This window comes from Telluria beijingensis, assembly GCF_030770395.1.
Lineage (GTDB): Bacteria > Pseudomonadota > Gammaproteobacteria > Burkholderiales > Burkholderiaceae_D > Telluria > Telluria beijingensis.
The window spans coordinates 4182819-4204596 of record NZ_CP132480.1; the positions used below are offsets into that span (position 1 = coordinate 4182819).

Consider the following 21778-nt stretch of genomic DNA (forward strand, 5'->3'; position numbering starts at 1 on the left):
GCGAGTGGCGCGGATACCGGATTCGGTCCATTTTCCGCCCCACCGCTCCATGACCGATACCAGATCGATAGGATACAAATTGAGCGAGCGTTATTTCTTTGCACCCCGTAGCGAAAAATGGCTTTTTGAGGATTTGGCAATGATGCTTGCGACCCGCCTGAGCGGAGCGCAGCTGTATGCGCACGAACACCGCGGACTGACGCGCCTACTGTACGGCTTGCAGCAGTTTCCAAGAGTTTCAGAAAAACTAAAGATCACGCTGAGTTGGCGGGACGATGACGACACGCCGCGCGGCGTCAACGACGATTCGTATCGAGACAGCATTTTATCGATCCGGTATGCCGAGGATGGGGTGCATCTTTCGAAAGGCGAGACTCTATTGGCATATAACGAACGCCATTCTTACGTCAGGCACTTTTACGACATGCTGGAAGGCCGTGAGCGCCAGGTTTTTCTCCAGGCATGGATGGCTGAGTTCAACGGCTTGTCCGATGCCAGCACGCCGGTGTCGGTCGAGGACCTTTCCGCGTCGGGAGAGCTCGATGTTCCACCGTTAAGCGAGCTTTGCAATTCGAACGTCAGGAGCCTGACCGATGTATTAGGTGACCGCGCTGAGTGAAAAGCATCGAACTTCAAGGCCCGCTGTTCCAGGGTTGGCTAAACCTCGTTACACCGCAAGTGGCGTGTCGATTGCCGGCCGGGCCGCCGCCCCCGACGCCGCCCGGCAGACATGCACCGTCGCCCGCTCGCCGCCCGGGCTGCGGTAATCCTGTTCGACCGCGACGCGGATCGGGTCCACCAGCGCTTCCGGCACCAGCGCCACGACGCAGCCTCCGAAGCCCCCACCCGTCATCCGCACCCCGCCGGCCGTACCGATCCGGTCCTTCACGATCTGGACCAGTCGGTCGATCGGCGGAATCGTGATCTCGAAATCGTCGCGCATCGAGGCGTGCGACGCGGCCATCAGCTCGCCCATGCGCGCCAGGTCGCCGGCGGCCAGGGCCTGGCCCGCGGCGAGCACGCGCGCGTTCTCGCTCACTACATGGCGCACGCGGCGCAGCGCCTCCGGTTCCAGCTCGTGACCGCGCGCCTCCACCGTTTCGCTGTCGAGGTCGCGCAGGGCGGGTACGCCGAAATGCCGCGCCGCGGCTTCGCACTGCCGCCGCCGTGCGTTGTAGGCGCTGTCGACCAGGCCGCGCTGCACGCGCGAATCGATGATCACGATGGCCGCGCCGTGCGCGATGCGTACCGGTTGCACCGCCAGCGAGCGGCAGTCGATCAGCAGCGCATGGCCGTCGACCCCGGCGGCGGAACTGATCTGGTCCATATTGCCGCATTTGGTGCCGACGAAATCGTTCTCGGCCGCCTGGGCCGCCAGCGCCAGCTCGATCGCTCCCAGCTGCCCGGCGCCCGGCAGGCCGGCGAACAGCCGGCATACCGCCACCGACAGTGAGGCCGAGGACGACAGGCCCGCGCCCCGGGGAATGTCGCCCGCGACTACCATATCCACGCCCTGCAGCGGCACGCCGCGCCGCGCCAGCGCCTGGACCACCCCGCGCACGTAGTTCGCCCACATCGGCGCGTCCAGGCGTTCGATCGGCGCATCCAGCGCGAAGGTATCGGCCTGCCCGTCATAGTCGGCGGCGATCACGCGCACCAGGCGGTCGCCGCGCGCCCTGGCGGCGATGACCGTGTGGCGGTCGATCGCGCATGGCAAGACAAAACCGTCGTTGTAGTCGGTGTGTTCGCCGATCAGGTTGACGCGTCCGGGCGCCTGGACGATCACCGTGGGCGCTTGGCCGATGGCGCGCTCGAAGACGTCGATCGTGCGTTGGATCAGGGTAGGGCTGATGTTCATGCCGGTTGCTTGTCGAGGTAATGGAGGGTGGATTGGGCCCGCAGCCGTTCGGCGGCTTGCTCCGGCGTCAGGTCGCGCTGGGCTTCGGCCAGCAGCTCGAAGCCGACCATGAACTTGCGCACCGTCGCCGAGCGCAGCAGCGGTGGATGGAAGTGGGCGTGCAGCTGCCAGGCCGTGTCCGGAGTACCGGTGTACGGCGCGCCGTGCCAGCCCATCGAATACGGGAACGAGGTCTGGAACAGGTTGTCGTAGCGGGTGGTGAGCTGCTTGAGGGCGACGGCCAGGTCGGCGCGTTGACCTGGATCGAGCTGGTCCAGGCGCTGGACCGGAAAGCGCGGCAGCAGCAGCGTCTCGAATGGCCAGGCGGCCCAGTAGGGCACGATCGCCAGCCAGTATTCAGTCTCGACCACCACCCGTTCGCCAGCCTGCGCTTCGCGTTCGGCCAGGTCGAGCAGCATCGGCCGCTCGTGCACGGCGAAATAGGCGCGCTGGCGCCCGTCCTCGGCCTCGGGCAGGTCGGGCAGGAAGCTGGTGGCCCAGACCTGGCCGTGGGGATGCGGGTTCGAGCAGCCCATGACGGCGCCCTTGTTCTCGAATACCTGCACCCAGGGATAGCGCTGGCCCAGTGCGGCGCACTGCGCGGCCCAGGTGTCGATCACCCCCACGATGGCCGGCAGCGCGAGCTGCGGCAGGGTCATGCCGTGGTCGGGCGAGAAGCAGATCACGCGGCTGGCGCCGCGCGCGCTCATGGCCTGGAACAGCGGATCGCGGCCGCGCGCGGCGTCCGGGGTATCGGGCAGCAGGGCGGCGAAATCGTTGTCGAACACATAGGTGCCGGCATAGTCGGGATTGCGCTCGCCGTTGACCCGGGTATTCCCGGCGCACAGGTAGCAGGCAGGGTCGTGGGCGGGCCGCGTCGGGTGCTCGACGGCTTCCTGCTGCCCCTGCCAGGGGCGCTTGGCGCGGTGCGGGGACACCAGCACCCACTGGCCGGTGAGCGGATTGAAACGGCGATGGGGATCGTCGGATGGATTGAACATCGGTTTCCTTCAATGGATAGCGAATGGAACAGGTACGGTCACCACCAAGCGCCGTAGACCGCGGCCAGCAGGATGCAGATCAGCGTCGCGCCCAGTGCGAAACCGCGATCGACCCTGAACAGGCTGCGGTCGACCACGATCTGCGCCGCGTCCGGGGCGCTCCGGCCCATGGCGCTGATCAGCGCCATGCCGGCGACGACCAGCAGGAACACGATCAACATGCGGTCGATGAAGGGGATCTCGTACACTCCGCTGCCATTATCGACCGCGAAGCCGATCGGCGCCAGGAAAGACAGGTCCATCGCCAGCGGCAGGAATTTCAGGAAGATCGAGAACACCAGCCCGCCGATGGTGGCGAACATCGCGGCGGCGGCCGTGGTCTTGCGCCAGAAGAAACCGAGCAGGAACATCGCCAGGATGCCCGGCGAGACGAAACCGGTGTACTCCTGGATGTACTGGAAGCCGCCTTTCTTGTCGATGCCCATCAGCGGCGCGATCGTCACCGCGACCGCCATCGCGACCACCACGCTGACGCGGCCGATCCAGACCATGCGCTGTTCGCTGGCGGCCTGGCTGACTCGCTTCTTGTAGATGTCGAGCGTGAAGATGGTCGCAATGCTGTTTGCCTTGCCGGCGAGCGAGGCGACCACCGCCGCGGTCAAGGCTGCGAAGGCCATGCCCTTTAGGCCGGCCGGCAGCAGGCCGAGCAGGGTCGGATAGGCCCGGTCGGCATTGAGTTCGCCACCGGGGCGCATGGCGTCGCCCAGCGCGCCCGATTTGTCGAGGGCATAGGCGGCGATGCCCGGCAGGACGATGATGACCGGCATCAGGAGCTTCAGGAAGGCGGCGAACAGCAGGCCGCGGCGCGCCGTCGGGAGGCTGGCGCCCAGGGCGCGCTGGGTGATGTACTGGTTGCAGCCGAAGTAGCTGAGGTTGATGATCCACATGCCACCGATCAGCGTCGACAGGCCGGGCAAGTCCATGTAGTTCGGGTTGTCGCGCGCCAGCACCATGTCGAAGTGCTCGCCGGCGCGGTGATACAGCTCGGTCGCGCCGACCATCGCGCCATGACCGCCGGCCAGGCGCGCCACCAGGTCGAGCGCGATCCAGGTCGTGACCAGGCCGCCGACGATCAGGCACAGCACCTGGATGACGTCGGTGTAGCCGATGACCTTCATGCCGCCCAGCGTGATGATCGTGGCGAACAGCGCCAGGAACAGCATGCAGGGCAGGACCCCGATACCGACCATGCTGTCGATCGCCAGCGCGCCGAGGTAGAGGATGGCGGTCAGGTTGACGACCACGTAGAGGGCCAGCCAGAACACGGCCATGATGGTGGCCACGCCGGATCCGTAGCGCTGCTCCAGGAACTGGGGCATCGTGTAGATGCGGTTCCTGAGGTAGACCGGCATGAAGAAGATGGCGACGATGATCAGGGTGGCGGCGGCCATCAGCTCGTACACGGCGATCGCCATGCCGATGCGGTAGCCGGCGCCGCTCATGCCGATGAACTGCTCGGCCGAGATGTTCGACGCGATCAGCGAGGCGCCGATGGCCCACCAGGCCAGCGAGCCCTCGGCCAGGAAGTAGTCGTGCGAGGCGCTGCCGGAGCTGCCTTTCTTGCGCCAGTAGATCCATAGGCCATAGCCCGCGACGATCACGAAATAGACGAGAAAGACGAAGGTGTCCAGGCTGGAAAACGAGTTCATGTCGGTAGCGTGTCTCTGTGCGGCCCGATGCCGGGCTCCGGCCGCTTGTTATGGGGTTCGGCTTGTCGCACCAGGCGGGCCGGCATGCGCGAGTCGTCCGCGCTTGTTAAAGGTTATCGATAACAGGCTTGGCTGTAAAGCGTTTTCGGTGGCCTGCGGGGAATTCGTCAGCGGCGCACGTCGAGTCCGCCGTCCATCGTCTGGCGGATCTGGGCTTCGGTCAGCACGTGGGCGTCGCCGGCCAGGCTGTGTTTCAGGCAGGCGGCGGCGAGGGCGAAGCGCGCGGTCTCGCCGCTGTCCCAGCCGCGCGCGACGCCGTGCAGGACGCCGGCCGCGAACGCGTCGCCCGCGCCGATGCGGTCGACGACGTCGAACATGTCGCGGCCCGGCGCATCGAATACGCCGTCGCGCGTGCGCAGCGTCGCCGACAGTGCGTGGTGGTTGGCGCTGTCCTGGCGCCGCTGCGTGGCTGCGACCAGGCGCAGGTGGGGAAAGCGCGCGAACGCCGCCTCGGCCGCCCGTTCCGGCGGCGCCTCGGCCAGTTCCGGGCGCGCGAGCAGCAGCGCCACGTCGCGCCGGTCGATGAAGGCCAGGTCGGCTTCGGCCACGATGTCGGCCAGCAGCGCCGCGCCATCCTCGCCGCGCGCCGCCCACATGCTGGCGCGGTAGTTGCCGTCGAAAGACACGCGCACCCCGAGCCGGCGCGCGGAGCGCACGGCGTCCAGTGCCGCCGCCCCGGCCTGCGCGCTGGCGGCCACCGTCACGCCCGACACATGCAGCCATCCGGCGCCGGCGAGCAGCCGCTCCCAGTCGTAGTGCCCGGCCGGGTAGGTAGCGAACGCCGAGCCGGCGCGGTCGTAGAGGATCTCGGCGGGGCGGTCGACCGCGCCCGGCGTCAGGAAGTACAGGCCCATCCTGCCCGGCGCCCAGCGCACCGCGGCCGTGTCGACGCCGTGATAGCGCAGCGTGTCGGCGGCATGGCGGCCGAGGGCCTGGTCGGGCACGACGCTGGCCATGCGTACCGGGTGGCCGAGCCGCGCCAGCGAGATCGCGACATTGGCCTCGGCGCCGGCGACCCAGGTGCGCAGGTGCGGGCTTTGCAGCAGCAGCTCGCCGGAAGGGGCCGCGAGTCGCAGCAATAGTTCGCCGAAGCAGACGAAGGGGAGGTCGGTCGGAGGGAAGGGCGTCATGGATTCAGGGTAAGAAGTTCGCAACAGGGTGTCAAGCACCGCGTTTTCGTCCGATGCCCGCCATGCGTGGTTTAACCTCGAGATTATTTATTTCGAGGTATCCGCATGTCTGATTTCTCATGCTACCATGATTTTAGTTAACGATAACAATGCGATGCGATGCCGCCATTTCCGGCGCAGGCAATGACAGGAGGAGACCCTGAATGAATAGACCAGCTTTTGGCCAGGCATGGCTGCGCGCGGTGGCTGTCGCCATCGCGTTCGGCCTTGCGGCAATGGCGCCCTTGGCCGCCGAAGCGCAGGCGCAGGACACGATCCGGACCATTGTGACCAGCCACCAACCGGTAATCACCGAGACCGTCGACGCCCACGGCTTCCGGCATCCCGGCGTGGGATTGACCAAGGGCGTGCTGGAGAATATGCGGGCCCAGGTCAGGGCCGGCAAGGAGCCCTGGCTCACCCACTTCAACCAGATGCTGTTGTCCAGTGCGGCCTCCCGCACCGCGTTATCGAGTAACGAGAGCAGCACCGAGCCGGGCCGGCCAGCGGTTGATGCCTTCAACAGCCGCTCGGTCCAGTCCCGCTTCATCACGGACGCCCTGCGCGCCTATACCCAGGCGATCGTCTATTACGTCAGCGGCGACGAGGCCTATCGCGCCAATGCGCTGCGCATCGTGCGCATCTGGTCGCAGATGGACCCGGCGCAGTACGGCTACTACAGCGACGCCCACATCCACTCGGGCATTCCGCTGCACCGGATGGTGATGGCGGCCGAGATCCTGCGCTACAGCGGCAGCACCACGCCGTCGCTGGCGTGGACCGATGCCGACACCGCGGCGTTCACGGACAACCTCATCACGCCGCTCATCGACACCCTGCAGTACAAGAACTCGTACTTCATGAACCAGCACCTGTATCCGCTGATCGGGGCGACTTCAGGCTATATCTTCACCGGCAACCGGGCGCGCTACGACGAAGCGGTCGAATGGTTCACGGTCAACCGCACCGCGCTCGACCAGGGCCAGAACGGCGCCATCAAGCAGCTGTTCCGGCTCGTGACAAGGAATGACCTGACCGGAGAAGCGGTGCCGCCGGTCGTGCAGCACGTCGAGATGGGCCGCGACCAGGCGCACGGGGCGGGCGACCTGACCAATACGAGTATCCTGTCTCGCCTGCTGATGGCCCAGGGCACCAGGGTGGACCCGGTCGACGGCACGCCCTCGGACGCCGCCGATGCGGTGGGCCCCTACGAGTTCCTGGACGACCGCATCCTGGATGCGACCGAATACTTCGCCCACTTCACGCTGGGCTACGACACGCCCTGGGTGCCGACCGCCGCGCACACCGATCCGGACGGGACGCCGACGATCATCTACAAGCAGCTGGCGAATGCCTATCGCGGACGCCTGACGCAAAATACCTGGGACGCCTTCTATTATTACAAGTACGAACGCGGCCTGGATCTCGACCAGCGCGCCCCGAGCCTGGTCAAGATGTTCGCCGCCCGACCCATGTACAACTGGGACGGCGTCGACGGTGGCGGCGATTTCTGGATCTTCATCCCGCGCGCGGCCGAAGCCGAAGGCGCGCGCTACCTGGTCAAGCCCATCGTCGATCCGATCCGCGAAGCGGAAGACCGTTTCACCGCGCTGGACGACGGCGCCGTCGCCGGGCGCGACGACACGGCCTCGTTCGTGCGCATCGCGACCACGGCTACCGGCAGCAAGATCGTGCTGACCAGCTATGCCCACAGCACCAGGCAGCTGGCGTTCCGGGTCCGCACCAATGGCGTGGCCACGATGCGCGTATTCGGCGAGCGGATCGTGCTGCCCGATACCAAGGGCGAGTGGCGCTACCTGAGCCATGCACTGGGCCCGTTCCAGAGCCTGGGCGACTTCTTCGAGATGACGTTCGAGGGCGCCGGGGCGACGGTCGACGTCGACCACCTGGACATCGCTCCCGGCCCGGCGCTGACGCCGCCGGTGTTCAACAGCGGCAAGCAGGACCTCACGCTGTACACCCATGCCGGCTCCAGCGCGGCGGTCGACTACAGCTTCGCGGCCAGCGGTGGCGCGCTGACCTACCAGATCGATCACCTGCCGCCCGGCGCCACCTTCGATACTCGTTCCGGAGCCTTCTCATGGAAGCCGTCCCAGGCCGGCGCCTACCGCTTCGTCGTGAGCGCGTCCAACGGCGCCGTGGTGACGTCCAGGGCCATCGAACTGGTCGTGGGCGCCGACCGCCAGTCCGCTCTCGCCGCCGCCGCGGCGGCCTACAAGCCGGGCGTGGTGTACACCAGCGCTTCGCTCGCGGCCTACCGCGCCGCGCATGGCGAGGCGACGGCCGCGCTGGCCACGGCGAGCGACGCCCAGTTCCAGCAGACGCTGGCCGCGCTGGGGCAGGCCAGCGCCGCCCTCAAGGAGCTGACGCTGCTCCGCGCCGACGGCAGCATCGACTACACCGACATGTTCAGCAGCTCGACCTTCGGCACCGCGGTGCCCAATGCGCTCGACGATTTGCCGGACACCTTCGTCGCCTATACGCAGGCGGTCGACCGCAGCCACACCTTCGATTTCGGGCCGGACTACAAGCTGGCCGCCAGCGCCTTCCAGCTGCAGGTCAGGGCCAGCTTCCCGGAGCGGATCGGCGGCGTCGCCCTGTTCGGCTCCAACGACAGGCAGGACTGGATCCGCCTGACGCCGGGCTTGACGATCGTCACCGAAGACCTGCAAACGCTCGAGGTGGATGCCGCGCTGCGTGACCGGCGTTTCCGCTTCCTCAAGATGCAGATGGTGCAGCCGTCGAGCACCATGCTCGAAGTCGCAGAGTTCCGCATCCATGGGACGCGCCATGAGGCGGTCAACCGGGTGACGGCGGTGTCGATCGCGTCGCCCCAGGGCCTGCGCAACCGCATCGTCGCCGGCGATACCGTCACGCTGGCGTTCCGGGCGAGCGCGCCGATCCATGGCGTGCAGGCGCTCATCCATGGCGTGCCGGCCCAGGCCAGCACGAGCGATGGCCTCGACTGGACCGCGACCGCCACCCTGGGCGCCAATGCCGCGCCGGGGCCGGTCGGCTTTACGGTGGCGTACAAGACGGCCGAGGGCCAGGATGCCGATCCGATCGCGTTCACGACCGACGGCACGTCGCTGTATGTGTCCGACCAGACCGGCCTTCTGGCGCAGCCGGCCGCCATCGCCCACCTGCGCGATTCCAACGGCAGGCCGGCCGCCGGGCTGCAGACGGTGGTGCAATCGCTGTTCGACAGCCAGCTCTCTACCTTCACCGACTTCCGCCTCAATGGCAGCGGCGCCGGCGCCTGGCTGGGCTTCGACTTCAGGGAGGGCGGGCAGGCGCGCCTGACCAGGGTCGAAATCGTGCCGCGCCAGGACCAGTACTACACCCGCATCGCCGGCACCGTGCTGCAGGGGTCGAATGACGACACGACGTGGACCACCATTTCGAACGCCGCCGTGTCGAGCGCGGACTGGCAGACCCTGACTGTCAACAACTCCCAGCCTTACCGCTACCTGCGCATCCATAACGGCGGCAACTGGTTCGGCAATATGGCCGAACTGCGGCTGTATGGCGCCGTCGCCTCGGCCAACCGGATCGCATCGGCCTCCATCGCCTCGCCCCAGGGCTTGCGCAACCGGATCGGGGCCGGCGCCACAGTGCGGCTGACCTTCAGCGCGTACGAGGCGATCGACGCCGTCGCCGTCACCATCCACGGCCAGCCGGCGGTCGTCAGCACAAACGACCGCATCCACCACACGGCCACCGCGACGCTGGCACCGGGCGCGGCGCCTGGCCCGGTCGGCTTCGCCATCGCCTATCGCCAGCAAACGGGCGAACCCGGCGTGACGGTCACGGCGACCTCCGACAACACGAGCCTCTACCTGGCCGACGAATCGGTGCTGATCCGCAACCTGCCGGCGCTCGCCACACCGATCGATTCGACCGTCGGGCGCAGCGCGGCCGCCACCCTGGCCGAGGTCAACAAGCTGTTCGACGCCAGCATGGCGACGAGCTCCGATTTCCGCGTCGGGACCGGCAATGGCGGCGCCGGCAGTTCGATCGCCTTCGACCTCGGGCCCATCCACAGGATGCACTTCGCGAGCGTCGAACTGGCGGCGCGCCAGGACAATCTGCATACCCGCATCGCGGGCGCCGTGGTCCAGGGTTCCAACGACAACGCCAGCTGGACCACGCTGACCGGGCCCGCCACGGCGACCCTCGACTGGCAGCGCTTGCCGGCCACGGGCCAGGCGCCGTATCGCTACATCCGCCTGTACAACCCCGGCGCCTGGTTCGGCAATGTGGCGGAGGTGCGCCTGCACGGCCAGATACGGCCGACCGGCGCCAGGCTGACCCAGGTCGGGGCCACCCTGAACCGGGCCAGCGGCAAGTATGTCGGCGCGGTCGCGATCGCCAATACCGGCAGCGCCGCACTGGCCGGGCCTTTGTGGCTCCGGCTGGATGGCTTGCCGGCCGGCGTAACGCTGGACCATGCGGGCGGCGTCGTGAACGGTGTCCCGTATGTCGTCGTGCCGGGACCGCTCGCGGCGGGCGCCAGCATCACCATCCCGCTGACCTTCACCAATCCGGCGCGCGCGGTCATTCCGTACACGCCTTCGCTGCAGCTTCCCGGCCACTAACGGAGGACATCATGCCCAATCTCTACGCTGTTCCGGTCGCGCGCATCCTGGCGCGCGCCTTCCTCGCCGTCCTGCTGGCAAGCGGGGCCAGCGCCTCGGCCACGACGCTCCACGTGGAAATCGATACCTCGCGCTTCGGCGTCGCCAGCGGCTATCTCGACCTGCAACTGAGCGCGACCGCCGGCGTCTCGCTGGCCACCGTTGTGCTGAGCAATATGAGCGGCTTCGGCAGCGTCGTCGAGTCCTGGGGCGTGACCCCGATCCCCGGCGGCGGCGTCTTCCGCAACGATACCGCCAACGACCTGTTCCATGCCGTGGACTTCGGCGGCGTGCTGTCCTTCGACCTGCATTTTTCCGGCGACCCCGATCCCTTGATGAACTATGTGTCGCGCTTCGTGGTCTCGGCCTTCGACGAGGCCTACAACCTGCTGGGCGGACACGATCCGCTGAGCGGCGCACTGGTCGCATTCGGCTGGACGCCGGCCACCGATGTGCTCGGCCGGGGCGCGGTCGACGTGCAGTTGTGGGATCCGGCGGTCACGGTCGTCCCCGAGCCGGCAAACTGGCAACTGCTTGCCGCCGGCGTCCTGGCGCTAGGCGGCGCGCGCCTGTCGCGCCGCCGCCAGCGGCTTGCTGAACGCCGCGCCAGCCTGCCCGCATAGCGGCGCAACCCGGCCGGCGGCGTATGGCAGAGCGCCCGCAAATAGCGTAATATTCCACACTTGTATATCGATAACATCCTGGCCGGCGCCGCCGGCGATGAAAGAGCAGTGTGAAAGAAACGCAGAGCGATTCGAAGGCGGGCAACCGCGCCGCCGGCAGCGGTGCGACGGTATGGGACGTCGCCTCGCTGGCGGGCGTCTCGGCGATGACCGTCTCGCGCGTCATCAATGGCACCGGCAGCGTCAGCGACAAGACGCGCGAGAAAGTCATGCGCGCGGTCCAGGAACTGAATTACCACGTCAACGTGGCGGCGCGCGCCGCGCGCGTCGGCACCTTGCGCGTCGGCCTGTTGTACAGCAATCCCAGCGCCGCCTTCCTCAGCGCCTTCCTGGTCGGCGCACTGGGCGAGTGCGGCCGCAACGGCGCGCACCTGATCCTCGAGAATTGCGACAACCTGCGCAGCCAGCGCAAGGCCATCGAACGGCTGGTCGCCGACGGCGCGGACGGGATCCTGGTGCCGCCGCCCCTGTGCGATTCGCGCTCGGCGATCAAGCAGCTGACCGCATTGGGCATTCCCACGCTGGCGGTGGCGACCGCCCGGCCGTCGCCCCTGATGTCGGCCGTGCGCATCGACGACTACGCGGGCGCGCTGACGATGACCAAATACCTGCTCGAGCAGGGGCATACCGACATCGGCTTCATCAAGGGCGACCCGCAGCATACGCCGGCCCAGTTGCGCTACCAGGCCTTCATCGACGCCATGCGCGAGGCTGGCCACGAGGTTCCCGCACAGCGCGTCGCGCAAGGGATGTTTACCTACCGCTCCGGCCTGCTGGCGGCGCGCGAGCTGCTGGCCCAGCCGACCCGTCCGACCGCCATCTTCGCCAGCAACGACGACATGGCGGCGGCCGTGGTCGCGGTCGCCCATGGGATGCACCTGCAGGTGCCGGACGACCTCGCGGTCTGCGGCTTCGACGACACGCCGGTGGCGACCACCGTGTGGCCCGAACTGAGCACGATCCACCAGCCGATCACGGAGATGGCGCGCAGCGCGGTGGCGCTGCTGCTCGAGCACATTCGCGCGCGGCGTTCCGGCCAGGCCTACGAACCCCAGCATCGCCTGATGCCGTACACGCTCGTGGTGCGCGAGTCGACCAGCGGCCAGGAGTGACGCTGGCCGGGTGACCGTTCACACCAGCAGGATACCCTGGAGCGAGGAGATGCGCCCAGGCGCCGACCAACTGCCGGCCAGGCGCCGGTGCGCATCGAATTCCAGCAGTTGCCGGCCGCGCTGGCCATTGTCCGGGCCGTGGCCCTGCCAGTTCGCGACCACCAGGTTGCCGTTGGCGGCGTGGCGGAAGCTCGCGTAGAAGAAGGGATTCACTTCGTGCGGCAGGTCGGCGGCGGCGCCGAAGCGCTCGACCAACGCTCCCTGCGCATCGAACGAGGCCATGAAGGCGCCGTAGCCGGCCGCGACCAGCGTCGTGCCGTCCGGCAGGCGTTCGGCCTGCCAGGCATGCTCGAAGCCGGGCGCGGCGAAGCGGCGCAGCTCCACCAGCTCTGGCGTGGTCTCGAGGATGTGGTCGTTGGTGCACAGCAGGTAGGTGCCGGACGCGGTCGGCCGCATCAGGCGGATATAGTCGCCGTCGCGCCGCGCGACCCTGGTCACGCGGTTGTCTAGCCCCAGGGTCAGCACATTGACCCCGCCGCCGCCATCGAGGTCGAATCCGGTGAGCAGGGTGCTCCCGTCCGGCCGGCGGTGGGCGCCGGTCACCTCGGCCCAGCGCAGGGCCGAGGCCAGCACGCGGCCGGTGGCGATCTCCAGTTCGAAGAAGCCGCGATCGCAGCCGACCAGCACGCGCTCGGCATCGAGCCGTTGCATGTCCCGCGCCAGCGGGAAGTCGGCCAGGTCGAGGGTCCAGTAAAAAGTATCGGTGGCGGTATCGATCAGGGACAGCTGTTGCCGTCCTTCGTCGATGCCGAGCAGGCGGTGCGAAATGGTCATGGTGGACACTGGTTGTCGGATAAAAAGAGGGGAGACGCCTACCAGTACGGTTCCCAGATGCGGGTCAGGCGCAGCAGGGCTTCGAGGTAGAAATAATCGCCCCAGATGCAGGATTCGTCGACGCCGACGTGGTTCGGCATGTGGTAGACGGCGTGGCGCAGCAGGCCCGCGCCCGGGGCGCCGTCGTGCGCAAAATACTGCTCGGACAGCGTCAGGACCATGCCGGCGGCTGCGCGTTCGTACTCCGCGCGCAGTGGGTCGAGCAGCGGCAGGTTGCGCGCCAGTTCGAGCAGGCCGCAGGCGGCCACCGCGGCGGCCGAGCTGTCGCGCTCCTGCGTCCCGTCGGTGAACACCAGGTCCCAGTGGCAGATGCCGTCGGCCGGCAGCCGGTTCAGGTAATAGTTGGCCAGGACCTTCGACAGTTGCAGCAGGCGGGTATCGCCGTTATGGCGCGCCACGAGCGCGAAGCCGGCGATGCCCCAGGCCTGGCCGCGCGCCCAGCACGAATCGTCGGCATGGCCCTGGTGGGTCTTGCCTTCGCGCGGCTGGCCGCTCTCGCCATCGAAGAAGAAAGTGTGGAAGGTCGAGCCGTCGGCGCGCACGATGTGGCGCGCCGCCTGCGCGATGTGGCGGTCGGCGGCGTCGCGGAAGCGCAGGTCGCCGCTGGTGTCGCTGGCCCAGTACAGCAGCGGCAAATTCAGGTTGCAGTCGATGATCATGCGGCCACGCTGGGCCGGGTCGTGCAGGTCGCCCCAGGCCTGGATGATGCCGGCGTTCGGCAAAAAGCGTTCCAGCAGCAGGCGGGCGGCGCCAAGCGCGGCGTCGCGCGCGCGCTCGCTGCCGGTCAGCTTGTACCCCGCCACGCACGACAGGCTGTACAGGAAACCGAGGTCGTGGTGGTTGGTGGCGATCCGGTCGCGCTGGCGTGCGTCGAAGCTCGCCACGTGGCGCTCGGCGGCGGCGCGAAATACCTCGCCGCCGCCCAGTTCATGGGACAGCCACAGCATCCCGGTCCAGAAACCATTGGTCCACTCGGTATTGTCCATGGCAGGATAGATGCCGCCCACGCTCGACGGCATCGGGAAGGCATCGCCGAAGTGGGCCAGGTTGCGCGCCACGGCGTCCAGCGCCTGGGCGACGGCCGCCTCGACGCGCGCGCGGTCGGGCAGGCCGTTCCAGGCGGCCGGCAGGCGTTCGCGCAGCAGGGGTTCCGGCAGCGCCGGCTGAAATGGTGAAGACATGCGAGGAATCCTTGTGGTCGGCGTTTTGGGACGTCATTGCGTGGAGTGGTTGGCCGGTCCGGACAGGCCGATATTGTCCGGGACCGGGCCTTTGAGAGCATCGGCCTGCGGCTGCCGGCCGTGTTCCGCCGGCGTGGGCTCGAGGGAGAACACGGACAGTACCCAGAAGCCCGCGCCGATCGCCGCCAGCAGCAGGTAGGTGTTGGTAAAGCCGATCAGGTCGTAGCTGATGCCGGCCAGCGGCGACAGCAGGGCCAGGCCGAGCGAATGGCCGAAGCTGAAGCCGACCATGTAGACGGTGGACGCCAGGCGGTTGTCGAAATGGCAGGCGATATAGCGGAACACCGACACCACCAGGATCGGCAGTTCCACCGAGTGCAGCATCTTCATGCACGAGATCGAGATCGGGCCGACGGCGAGCCCGGAGCCGCCAATGCGGATGATCATGATGGCGCCGGCCAGCAGCAGGCCGTTCTTGGCGCCGATGCGGCGCACCAGCAGCGGCGCCAGGAACAGGCCGCCCGCCTCGACGAAGATCTGCACCGAGTTCAGGTAGCCGAACATGGCGGCGCCGGTCGCCGGATCGGGGAACTGGGCCGCGAAATAGCTGGGGAACTGCTGGTCGAAGACCAGGTAGATATTGGTGACCGACAGGATGAACACCATGAAGCGCCAGAAGGCGCGGTCGCGCAGCAGGGCGAAGGCGTCGGACAGGCGCAGCTTGGGCGCGTCGGCGGCCTCGGCCTGGTGCGCGGGCAGGCGCCACAAGGCCAGCAGCGCGACCAGCAGCAGGCCGGCGACCGAGGCCAGCATGAAGTTGATGTGCGGGTCGATATTGTAGAGGCGGCCGGTCATGAAGGCGGCGGTGGCGAAGCCGAGCGAGCCCCACAGCCTGACGCGGCTGTATTCGAAGCCGTAGGCGCGGCCGATGCGGTCGACGTAGGATTCGATCGCATAGCTGCCGGCGATGAAGGTGATGCCCAGGTAGATGCCGCCCAGCGCCGCGCCGAGCAGCACATTGGACTTGAGCAGGGGACCATAGACGTTCACCAGGAACAGCCCGGACAGCATGCACAGGACGCCGACCACCCACAGCACGTGCTTGCGCATGCCGACCTTGTCGGACAGGTAGCCGTACACCGGCTGGGAACACATCGCGGCGATGAAGTTAGCCGAGAACACGATGCCGGTCTCGGCGCCGGACAGGTTCAGGGTGGAACGCAGCCACAGGGCGAGCAGCGACATGCTCATCGCCTGGGCGAAGAAGTACACGTAGACGAAGGTGCACAGGAAGCGGAAATGCGATTGTTTGCCGGTCATGACGGGTCCGCGCGGGTCGGTTCTGGCATGGTGTCTCCTCGATTTTTATGTAATTGAGCGTTGAATCCGCTGTTATCGATAACGTAGCGCGCCCCGGCCCGCCTGTCAAGGCCGGCCGGGGCCTTGGCTCAGGGCAGCGGCCGCAGCCAGATCGCCTGGCCGCCCGACGCTGGCATGTCCAGCTTCAGCACCGTGCGCGCATCGACCGTCCGGGTGCGGATGCCGACCCGGGTGCGAGTGGCCACGGTAGCGTCGTCGGCGTAGATCGTGGCTTCGTAACGCTTGCCGGCAGGCAAGAAGTCGAGGCGGACGGAGACGCTGCGCGCTTCGTTGTTCGTGATGCTGCCCAGGTACCACTCGTCGCCCTTGCGGCGGGCGATGGTCGCGCTTTCGCCGGGCCGGCCGTCGAGCACGCGGGTGTCGTCCCACACGGTCGGGATGCGGTCCCAGAATGCGAGTTCCGGTTCGTCGTTCGACATCTCGGGACGGTCGTACCAGTACAGCGTCTGCAGCGGGCTGTAGTAGACGACGGCCAGGGCCAGCTGGTGCGCGTGGGTGGTCTTGATGCGCGGATCGTAGTAGCAGATCGTGTAGTCGGCCGCGCCGGACAGGAAGCGCGTGAACGGCAGCACCGTGTTATGGGTGGCGTCCGGCATTTCCTCGTTGCCGCGGATGCCTTCCGCGGTCATCAGGTTGGGCCAGGTGCGTTGTTCGCCGGTCTGGCGCCAATCGTCGTGCACATTGACCATGATGCCGGCGGCGGCGGCCTGCTGGATCGCCTTGTCGATCCAGGTGGTCCAGCGGTGCGAGCCCACCTGGACGAAGCCGAACTTCACGCCCTTGACGCCCCAGTCGCGGTAGGTCTGGAACAGCGTATCGGACTGCTTCAGCAGCGCCTGCTGGTTCACGTACAGCCAGACGCCAATGCCCCGCTCTTTTGCGTAGGCGATGATGGCGGGCAGGTCGAAATCGGGAATCGCCACCTTGGTCGCATCGGAATCGAACGAGAAGGCGTGGCCGTACCACTTCCAGTCGAACAGGATGTATTCGAGCTTGCGGCGCGCCGCGAAGTCGATATTGGCCTTGGCCGCGGCGGTGGTCTGCACCATCACGCGCATGATCTTGCCGGGCTTGACCCAGGACTCGTCGGCGATGCGCGACGGGTCGTTCAGGTTGAGGATGAAGTCGTTGTTCTCGAGCAGGCGGCCGGGGCTGCGCGCGATCATGATGCCGCGCCACGGCGTGGCGAAGGGCGAGATCAGGTCGGCCGGGTCGTGCATGGCCGTGACCAGCGTGTCCGGTTTAGTGGGGCTGAGCTTGAACTTGGTGCGCGAATAGTCGGTCATCGCGGCTTCGAGCAGGGCCACGTGCAGGCCGTTCGGCAGTTCCAGCGTCAGCGGCCGCTCGGACTCGTCGGGCCAGTCGCGCAGCGGCAGCAGCCGGTAGGGCGCTTGTGCCCAGCTATGGTGCCAGGCGCGCGTGCCGGCCGGCAGGGCGAACTCGGTGTCTTCGCCGATGACGCGGTAGTACGAGCCCTTTTCGTTCTCGGGGAAGGTGAAACGCAGCGCGACGCCGGCGTCGTAGGCGCGCACCTCGACCGACATCTTGTAGACCGGGTTGTCGTCCTTCACGAAGTCGACCGTCAGCGCCTGGTAGTGGTCGCGCACGCGCGCCCGCTCGCCGGTCACCGGGGTCCAGCTGCTGTCATGGCTGGCGCGGCGCACGCCGGTCACGCGCAGGTTTTCGAACCAGCGCGCGCGGCGATCGACCGGCAGCGCCATCGCCGCTTCGGACAGGTGGTTGTCCAGCCGCAGTTCGAGCAGCGAATCGCGGATCACGGTGGCGCCGTCGAACTGCACGTTGTAGACCAGCGAGCGCTTGCCGTCGGCATCGCTCAGCTGCCTGAGGGTCAGGACGGTGTGGCCGTCGGGCGAGGACAGGCGTTCTTCGAGCTGCCGTGGCGGTTCCAGGCCGGCGGCGTGGACCAGGGTGGTCGCCAGCAGGCAGAGGAAAAAAATAAGGATGCGCATGGGTTCGGTCTTTCCTAAATGGTGGTAACGGCGATACGGTGCGCGAGGTCGGCCACCTCGGCGCGCGACGGCGGGCTCGCACCGGCCCGGGTGCAGGCGGCGGCGCCCGCGGCGACCGCATGGCGCAGGTGGTCGGCGCCATCGGCGCCGGGCTGCTGCATCATGCTGAACAGGAGCGCGCCGATGCTGGCGTCGCCGGCGCCGATCGTATCGGCGACGACGATCGCGGGCGCGGCGGCGCGCCAGGCCTGGCCCCCGGCATGCAGCTCGGCGCCTTGCGCGCCGCGCGTGAACAGGATGGTGGCGGCCGGATTCAGCGCGCGCAGGCGCGCCAAAGCAGTGGCCAGGTCATCGGTGCGGAACAGCGCCAGCAAGTCGTCGTCGGAGACCTTGACGACGTCGGCCAGCGACGCCATGGCAGCCAGCATCGGGTCGTAGCCGCTGTCCATCGGCTTGCGGAAATTGGGGTCGTAGCTGATCCGGCATCCGCCTTCTTTCAAGCTGCGCGCGAGCGCCAGCAGGCGCCCGGCCAGGGGCTGGCGCGCCAGGCTGATGCCGCCGAAATGGACCCAGCGCGCCGCGCGTTCCCAGCCGGATGGCAAGGCCGCGGGATCGAACCGCAGGTCGGCGCTGTCGCTGCCGATGAAGAAGTAGTCGGGAGGATTGGACTGGTGCACGACGGCCAGCAGCGGCGGCGCCCCATGCGTTTGCAGGAAGCGCGCGTCGAGGCCGGCCTCGATGGCGCTGGCCTGCAGCGCCTGGCCGAACACGTCGGTGGACACGCTGCCGGCGAACGCGCTCGGCACGCCGAGCGCCGCCATCGCGCGCGCCACATTCAGGCCGGCGCCGCCGGTGCGGCTGGACCACTCGTCGGGAGCGGTGCGTATCAGGTCGGTCAGGGCTTCGCCGGCCGACACGAACTGCGGTAGCGGCGCGTTCATGGGATCGCCCGCGTGGCCGCCAGCACCCGCAGCACTTCATGGCAGGCGCCCATCGTATGGTAGTCGGTCTTCCCGGCCGGGCTTTTCTGGTCACTGAGCTTGCGGTTGTCCGGGGCCAGGATGCGGTACCAGGCGCCATAGTCGTGATCGATCATGTGTTGCCAGCTGTAGAGCCAGAGCCGATCGTACCACGCCCAGTACCGCTCTTCGCCGGTGCGCAGGGCCAGCACCGCGGCCGCCGCCAGCGACTCGGCCTGGACCCAGAAATACTTGTCGCCGTCGCATACCTCATCGTCGGGGCCAAAGCCGTAGACCAGGCCGCCGTGGCGCTCGTCCCAGGCATGGGCCACGGCGTCGTCGAACAGGGCAATCGCGCGCGGCGCCAGCCAGTCCGATGGGCCGGCCAGCTGCGGCGCATGCCGTTCCAGGTTCAGCAACAGCTTGGCCCACTCGGTGAAGTGGCCCGGCTGGAAGCCCCATGGGCGGAACAGATTGCTCTTGTCGTCGCGATTGTAGTCCCAGTCGGGCTGCCAGTTTGCATCGTAGTGCTCCCAGATGCGGCCGCCGGCGTGGGCGGCCTGGCGCACGGTGATGTTGTGGGCGACGGTTTCGGCGCGCTCCAGGTAGCGCCGTTCGCCGCTGGCTTCAAAGGCGGCGAGCAGCGCTTCGCAGGCGTGCATATTGGCGTTCTGGCCGCGATAGGGCTGCAGCATGCTCCAGTCGGCGCTGGCCTGGTCGGCATACAGGCCGTTCGCCGGTTCCCAGAAGCGTTGTTCCATCAGCTCCCAGGTCTCGCCGATCCAGGCGCTCGCCTCTTTGATGCCGGCCGCCAGCGCGTGTGAATAGGCCAGCAGCACGAAGGCCAGGCCATAGCAATGGTTGTCGCCGTCCTCGACCTGGCGTTGCCGGCCGTCCCAGGACAGCTGCCAGGCATAGCCGCCGGTGGCGGGATCGCGGTGCACTTCGCGCAGGAAGCGCAGGCCATGGCGCACTTGTTCCAGGTAGCCGGCCTCGGGAAACAGGCGGTGCGCCGTCGCGTAGTTGAAGACGAAGCGCGTGCTGCTGACCAGGTGGCGCGTCTGCCGGTCATAGATCTCGCCGTTGTCGCGGAAGAAGTGGAAGAAGCCGCCGCTGTCGTCCAGGCAGCGCGGATGGTAGAAGCGCATGGTCTGGGCGATGTGGTCGCTCAGGAAGTCGGGGCTGCGAAAGTCGGGCGTCATGGTCGATTGAAAGGTGTCAGGAAAGTGGCTGAAGGTCGGGGGATGCCGGAGCGTGCTGGCCGTTCCAGGCCGCGATCCGGTAGCGTGTACGCCATGGCTCGCCGGCCTCGAGCGCGATGCCGACGCGGTCGGCCAGCGGGTGCCCGGCCGGTGGGCGCGCCACCCGGCTCAGGTCGAAGGCGCTGTTCACGGGTTCGGCGCCGAGGGCGACGTGGCGCCCGTTCCACGGATATTCCGGCCGGCCGCGGTTGCTGAGCCACAGCATCAGGTCGGGAAACTGGCGGGTGTCCCACCACAGGCCGACCCTGGCATCCTCGTCCTTGTAGTGCAGGCTGAACGGCGCCGCGCCGGCACCCTGCGCCAGGCCGCGCACCTGCAGCAGCTCCTCGCCATCCTGGCCCAGGGGCAGGTGGCCCAGGTCGAGCAGGCCATGGGCGCCCGCGAGCGCGTCCAGGCTTGCTGCGCGCCGGTCGGGCTGCAGGTGGCTGTGCGCGCCGGCCGTGTGGCTGGGATAGCTGAAGATGCCTTCGTGCGGGCCCAGTTCGAGCGCGGCCCGTCCCACGGCGCGCGGCAGCAGGAAGGTGGGGTGCAGGCCGGCCGGCAGGCGCAGGCTGCGCCGCGGCCGGATCACCAGCTCGATGTCGAGGGCGGGCGCGTCAAGGACGGCGCGGACATGGCGCTCGATGCGCGCGACCGGCGAATCGACGGGGTAGTCGATGGCCAGCGACACCCGGTCGCTGCCCGCATGTTCGCAGTTCCAGTGGTGGTTGGCGCCGAAGCCATGCGCCCACTGGTCGTCCGGAACGATGGCTTGCCAGCCGGGAGGCAGGTCCGGCGGCAGGTCGGTGCGCCCGAACGGCACGCAGGGCCACTCGCCCCGCATGCGGCGCAGGACGCCGGGCAGGGCCAGCGCATCGTCGCTGTCGGCCCACGGCGCCACGTGCATCACCTGCAGCCAGCGGCGCGGGCCGAGGCGGAACGACAGCGGCCCGAGCATGGCGCCCAGCGCCTGGATCTCGGCCCGGCCATGGGCCCATTCGAGCGGCCACGCCTGCGGCGCCGCGGCCTGTGGCGGCAGCGTGGCGGACTGGGACGGGAAGGGGGCTGGCGCTTGGGTAAAGGCAGACGTCATCGTGCCAGCCACCCGCCGTCGACCGGCAGGACGACGCCATGCACGTAATCGCTGGCCGCGCTCGCGAGAAACACCGCGGCGCCGGCCAGGTCGTCCGGCCGGCCCCAGCGTCCGGCCGGGATGCGGTCCAGGATCTGGGCCGAGCGCGCCGTGTCGGCGCGCAGCGCGGCGGTGTTGGCGGTCTCGATATAGCCGGGCGCGATGGCGTTGACGTTGATGCCGTGGGCCGCCCATTCATTGGCCAGCGCGCGGGTGAGGCCGGCGACGGCGCTCTTGCTGGCCGCATACGCCGGCACCCGGATGCCGCCCTGGAACGACAGCAGCGAGGCGACGTTGACGATCTTGCCGCGTCCCAGGCCGCACCCCAGGCTGCGCATGTGGCGCGCCAGCGCCTGCGACAGGAAGAACAGCGATTTCAGGTTGGTGTCCAGTACCGCGTCCCAGTCCTCCTCGCTCACGTCCAGCGCGTCGGCGCGGCGGATGATGCCGGCGTTGTTGACCAGGATGTCGACCTGGCCGAAGGCGGCGATCGCCCGGGTGGCCAGGTCTTGCATTGGCGCGCTGTCGGCCAGGTCGGCGTGGATGCTAAAAAAGCGCCGGCCCAGCGCGTGCACGCGGGCCGCGGTTTCCTCGGGCTCGGTGCGCCCGGCGGCGACGATGTCGGCTCCCGCCGCGGCCAGGGCGATGGCGATCGCCTGGCCCAGTCCCGTGTTGGCGCCGGTGACGAGCGCCACGCGGCCGCTCAGATCGAATGATGCAGGCATGTCGGCC

16 protein-coding genes are annotated in these 21778 nt (G+C 68.2%); 4 read left to right on the forward strand and 12 right to left on the reverse strand.

Features of this window, described 5'->3' with window-relative positions:
• The first annotated feature begins 79 nt into the window (after nucleotides 1–79).
• Nucleotides 80–619 (forward strand): hypothetical protein, encoded by a 540-nt coding sequence (locus Q9246_RS18550; protein WP_306392180.1) that lies wholly within the window; start codon nucleotides 80–82, stop codon nucleotides 617–619.
• Between the two features lie 48 nt (nucleotides 620–667).
• Here Q9246_RS18550 and galK read toward each other — a convergent pair whose 3' ends face one another.
• From galK to Q9246_RS18570, 4 genes are all read right to left on the reverse strand, one after another.
• Complete coding sequence (galK, locus tag Q9246_RS18555) at nucleotides 668–1858, reverse strand: galactokinase (RefSeq protein WP_306392181.1); 1191 nt, start codon at nucleotides 1856–1858, stop codon at nucleotides 668–670.
• Nucleotides 1855–2898 (reverse strand): UDP-glucose--hexose-1-phosphate uridylyltransferase, encoded by a 1044-nt coding sequence (locus Q9246_RS18560; protein WP_306392182.1) that lies wholly within the window; start codon nucleotides 2896–2898, stop codon nucleotides 1855–1857. The genes galK and Q9246_RS18560 overlap by 4 nt, the downstream gene beginning before the upstream one ends.
• A 38-nt stretch (nucleotides 2899–2936) precedes the next feature.
• Nucleotides 2937–4607 carry a sodium:solute symporter family transporter gene (locus Q9246_RS18565; RefSeq protein WP_306392183.1) on the reverse strand — a complete coding sequence of 557 codons (1671 nt, stop codon included), beginning with the start codon at nucleotides 4605–4607 and terminating at the stop codon, nucleotides 2937–2939.
• Nucleotides 4608–4774: 167 nt separating this feature from the next.
• Nucleotides 4775–5797: a sugar kinase gene (locus tag Q9246_RS18570; RefSeq protein WP_306392184.1), complete on the reverse strand. Its 1023-nt coding sequence runs from the start codon at nucleotides 5795–5797 to the stop codon at nucleotides 4775–4777.
• A gap of 203 nt (nucleotides 5798–6000) precedes the next feature.
• On the opposite strand from Q9246_RS18570, the gene Q9246_RS18575 reads away from it, so the two are divergent.
• From Q9246_RS18575 to Q9246_RS18585, 3 genes are all read left to right on the forward strand, one after another.
• Nucleotides 6001–10455 carry a discoidin domain-containing protein gene (locus Q9246_RS18575; RefSeq protein ID WP_306392185.1) on the forward strand — a complete coding sequence of 1485 codons (4455 nt, stop codon included), beginning with the start codon at nucleotides 6001–6003 and terminating at the stop codon, nucleotides 10453–10455.
• Nucleotides 10456–10466: 11 nt separating this feature from the next.
• Complete coding sequence (locus Q9246_RS18580; protein WP_306392186.1) at nucleotides 10467–11117, forward strand: NF038129 family PEP-CTERM protein; 651 nt, start codon at nucleotides 10467–10469, stop codon at nucleotides 11115–11117.
• 110 nt (nucleotides 11118–11227) lie between these two features.
• A complete protein-coding gene (locus Q9246_RS18585; RefSeq protein ID WP_306392187.1) occupies nucleotides 11228–12289 on the forward strand; it encodes a LacI family DNA-binding transcriptional regulator in 1062 nt (353 codons plus the stop codon).
• A gap of 18 nt (nucleotides 12290–12307) precedes the next feature.
• On the opposite strand, the gene Q9246_RS18590 is transcribed toward Q9246_RS18585, so the two are convergent.
• The 8 genes from Q9246_RS18590 to kduD all read right to left on the reverse strand — a co-directional run bounded on the left by Q9246_RS18590 (nucleotide 12308) and on the right by kduD (nucleotide 21771).
• Nucleotides 12308–13123 carry a hypothetical protein gene (locus Q9246_RS18590; RefSeq protein ID WP_306392188.1) on the reverse strand — a complete coding sequence of 272 codons (816 nt, stop codon included), beginning with the start codon at nucleotides 13121–13123 and terminating at the stop codon, nucleotides 12308–12310.
• A 38-nt stretch (nucleotides 13124–13161) separates the two neighbouring features.
• A complete protein-coding gene (locus Q9246_RS18595; protein ID WP_306392189.1) occupies nucleotides 13162–14364 on the reverse strand; it encodes a glycoside hydrolase family 88 protein in 1203 nt (400 codons plus the stop codon).
• Nucleotides 14365–14397: 33 nt separating this feature from the next.
• Nucleotides 14398–15684: an oligosaccharide MFS transporter gene (locus Q9246_RS18600; RefSeq protein WP_306392190.1), complete on the reverse strand. Its 1287-nt coding sequence runs from the start codon at nucleotides 15682–15684 to the stop codon at nucleotides 14398–14400.
• A 128-nt stretch (nucleotides 15685–15812) separates the two neighbouring features.
• Nucleotides 15813–17714 carry a glycoside hydrolase family 97 protein gene (locus tag Q9246_RS18605; protein ID WP_306392191.1) on the reverse strand — a complete coding sequence of 634 codons (1902 nt, stop codon included), beginning with the start codon at nucleotides 17712–17714 and terminating at the stop codon, nucleotides 15813–15815.
• A 14-nt stretch (nucleotides 17715–17728) separates the two neighbouring features.
• On the reverse strand, nucleotides 17729–18655 hold the full coding sequence (locus tag Q9246_RS18610) for a carbohydrate kinase family protein (RefSeq protein ID WP_306392192.1): 927 nt from the start codon (nucleotides 18653–18655) through the stop codon (nucleotides 17729–17731).
• Nucleotides 18652–19875 (reverse strand): AGE family epimerase/isomerase, encoded by a 1224-nt coding sequence (locus Q9246_RS18615; RefSeq protein ID WP_306392193.1) that lies wholly within the window; start codon nucleotides 19873–19875, stop codon nucleotides 18652–18654. Before Q9246_RS18615 ends, Q9246_RS18610 begins: the two co-directional genes overlap by 4 nt.
• A gap of 16 nt (nucleotides 19876–19891) precedes the next feature.
• Nucleotides 19892–21007 carry a hypothetical protein gene (locus Q9246_RS18620; RefSeq protein ID WP_306392194.1) on the reverse strand — a complete coding sequence of 372 codons (1116 nt, stop codon included), beginning with the start codon at nucleotides 21005–21007 and terminating at the stop codon, nucleotides 19892–19894.
• The gene (gene kduD / locus Q9246_RS18625; protein WP_306392195.1) at nucleotides 21004–21771 is read right to left on the reverse strand and encodes a 2-dehydro-3-deoxy-D-gluconate 5-dehydrogenase KduD; all 768 of its coding nucleotides are present in this window, start codon (nucleotides 21769–21771) and stop codon (nucleotides 21004–21006) included. Before kduD ends, Q9246_RS18620 begins: the two co-directional genes overlap by 4 nt.
• Nucleotides 21772–21778 lie beyond the last annotated feature (7 nt).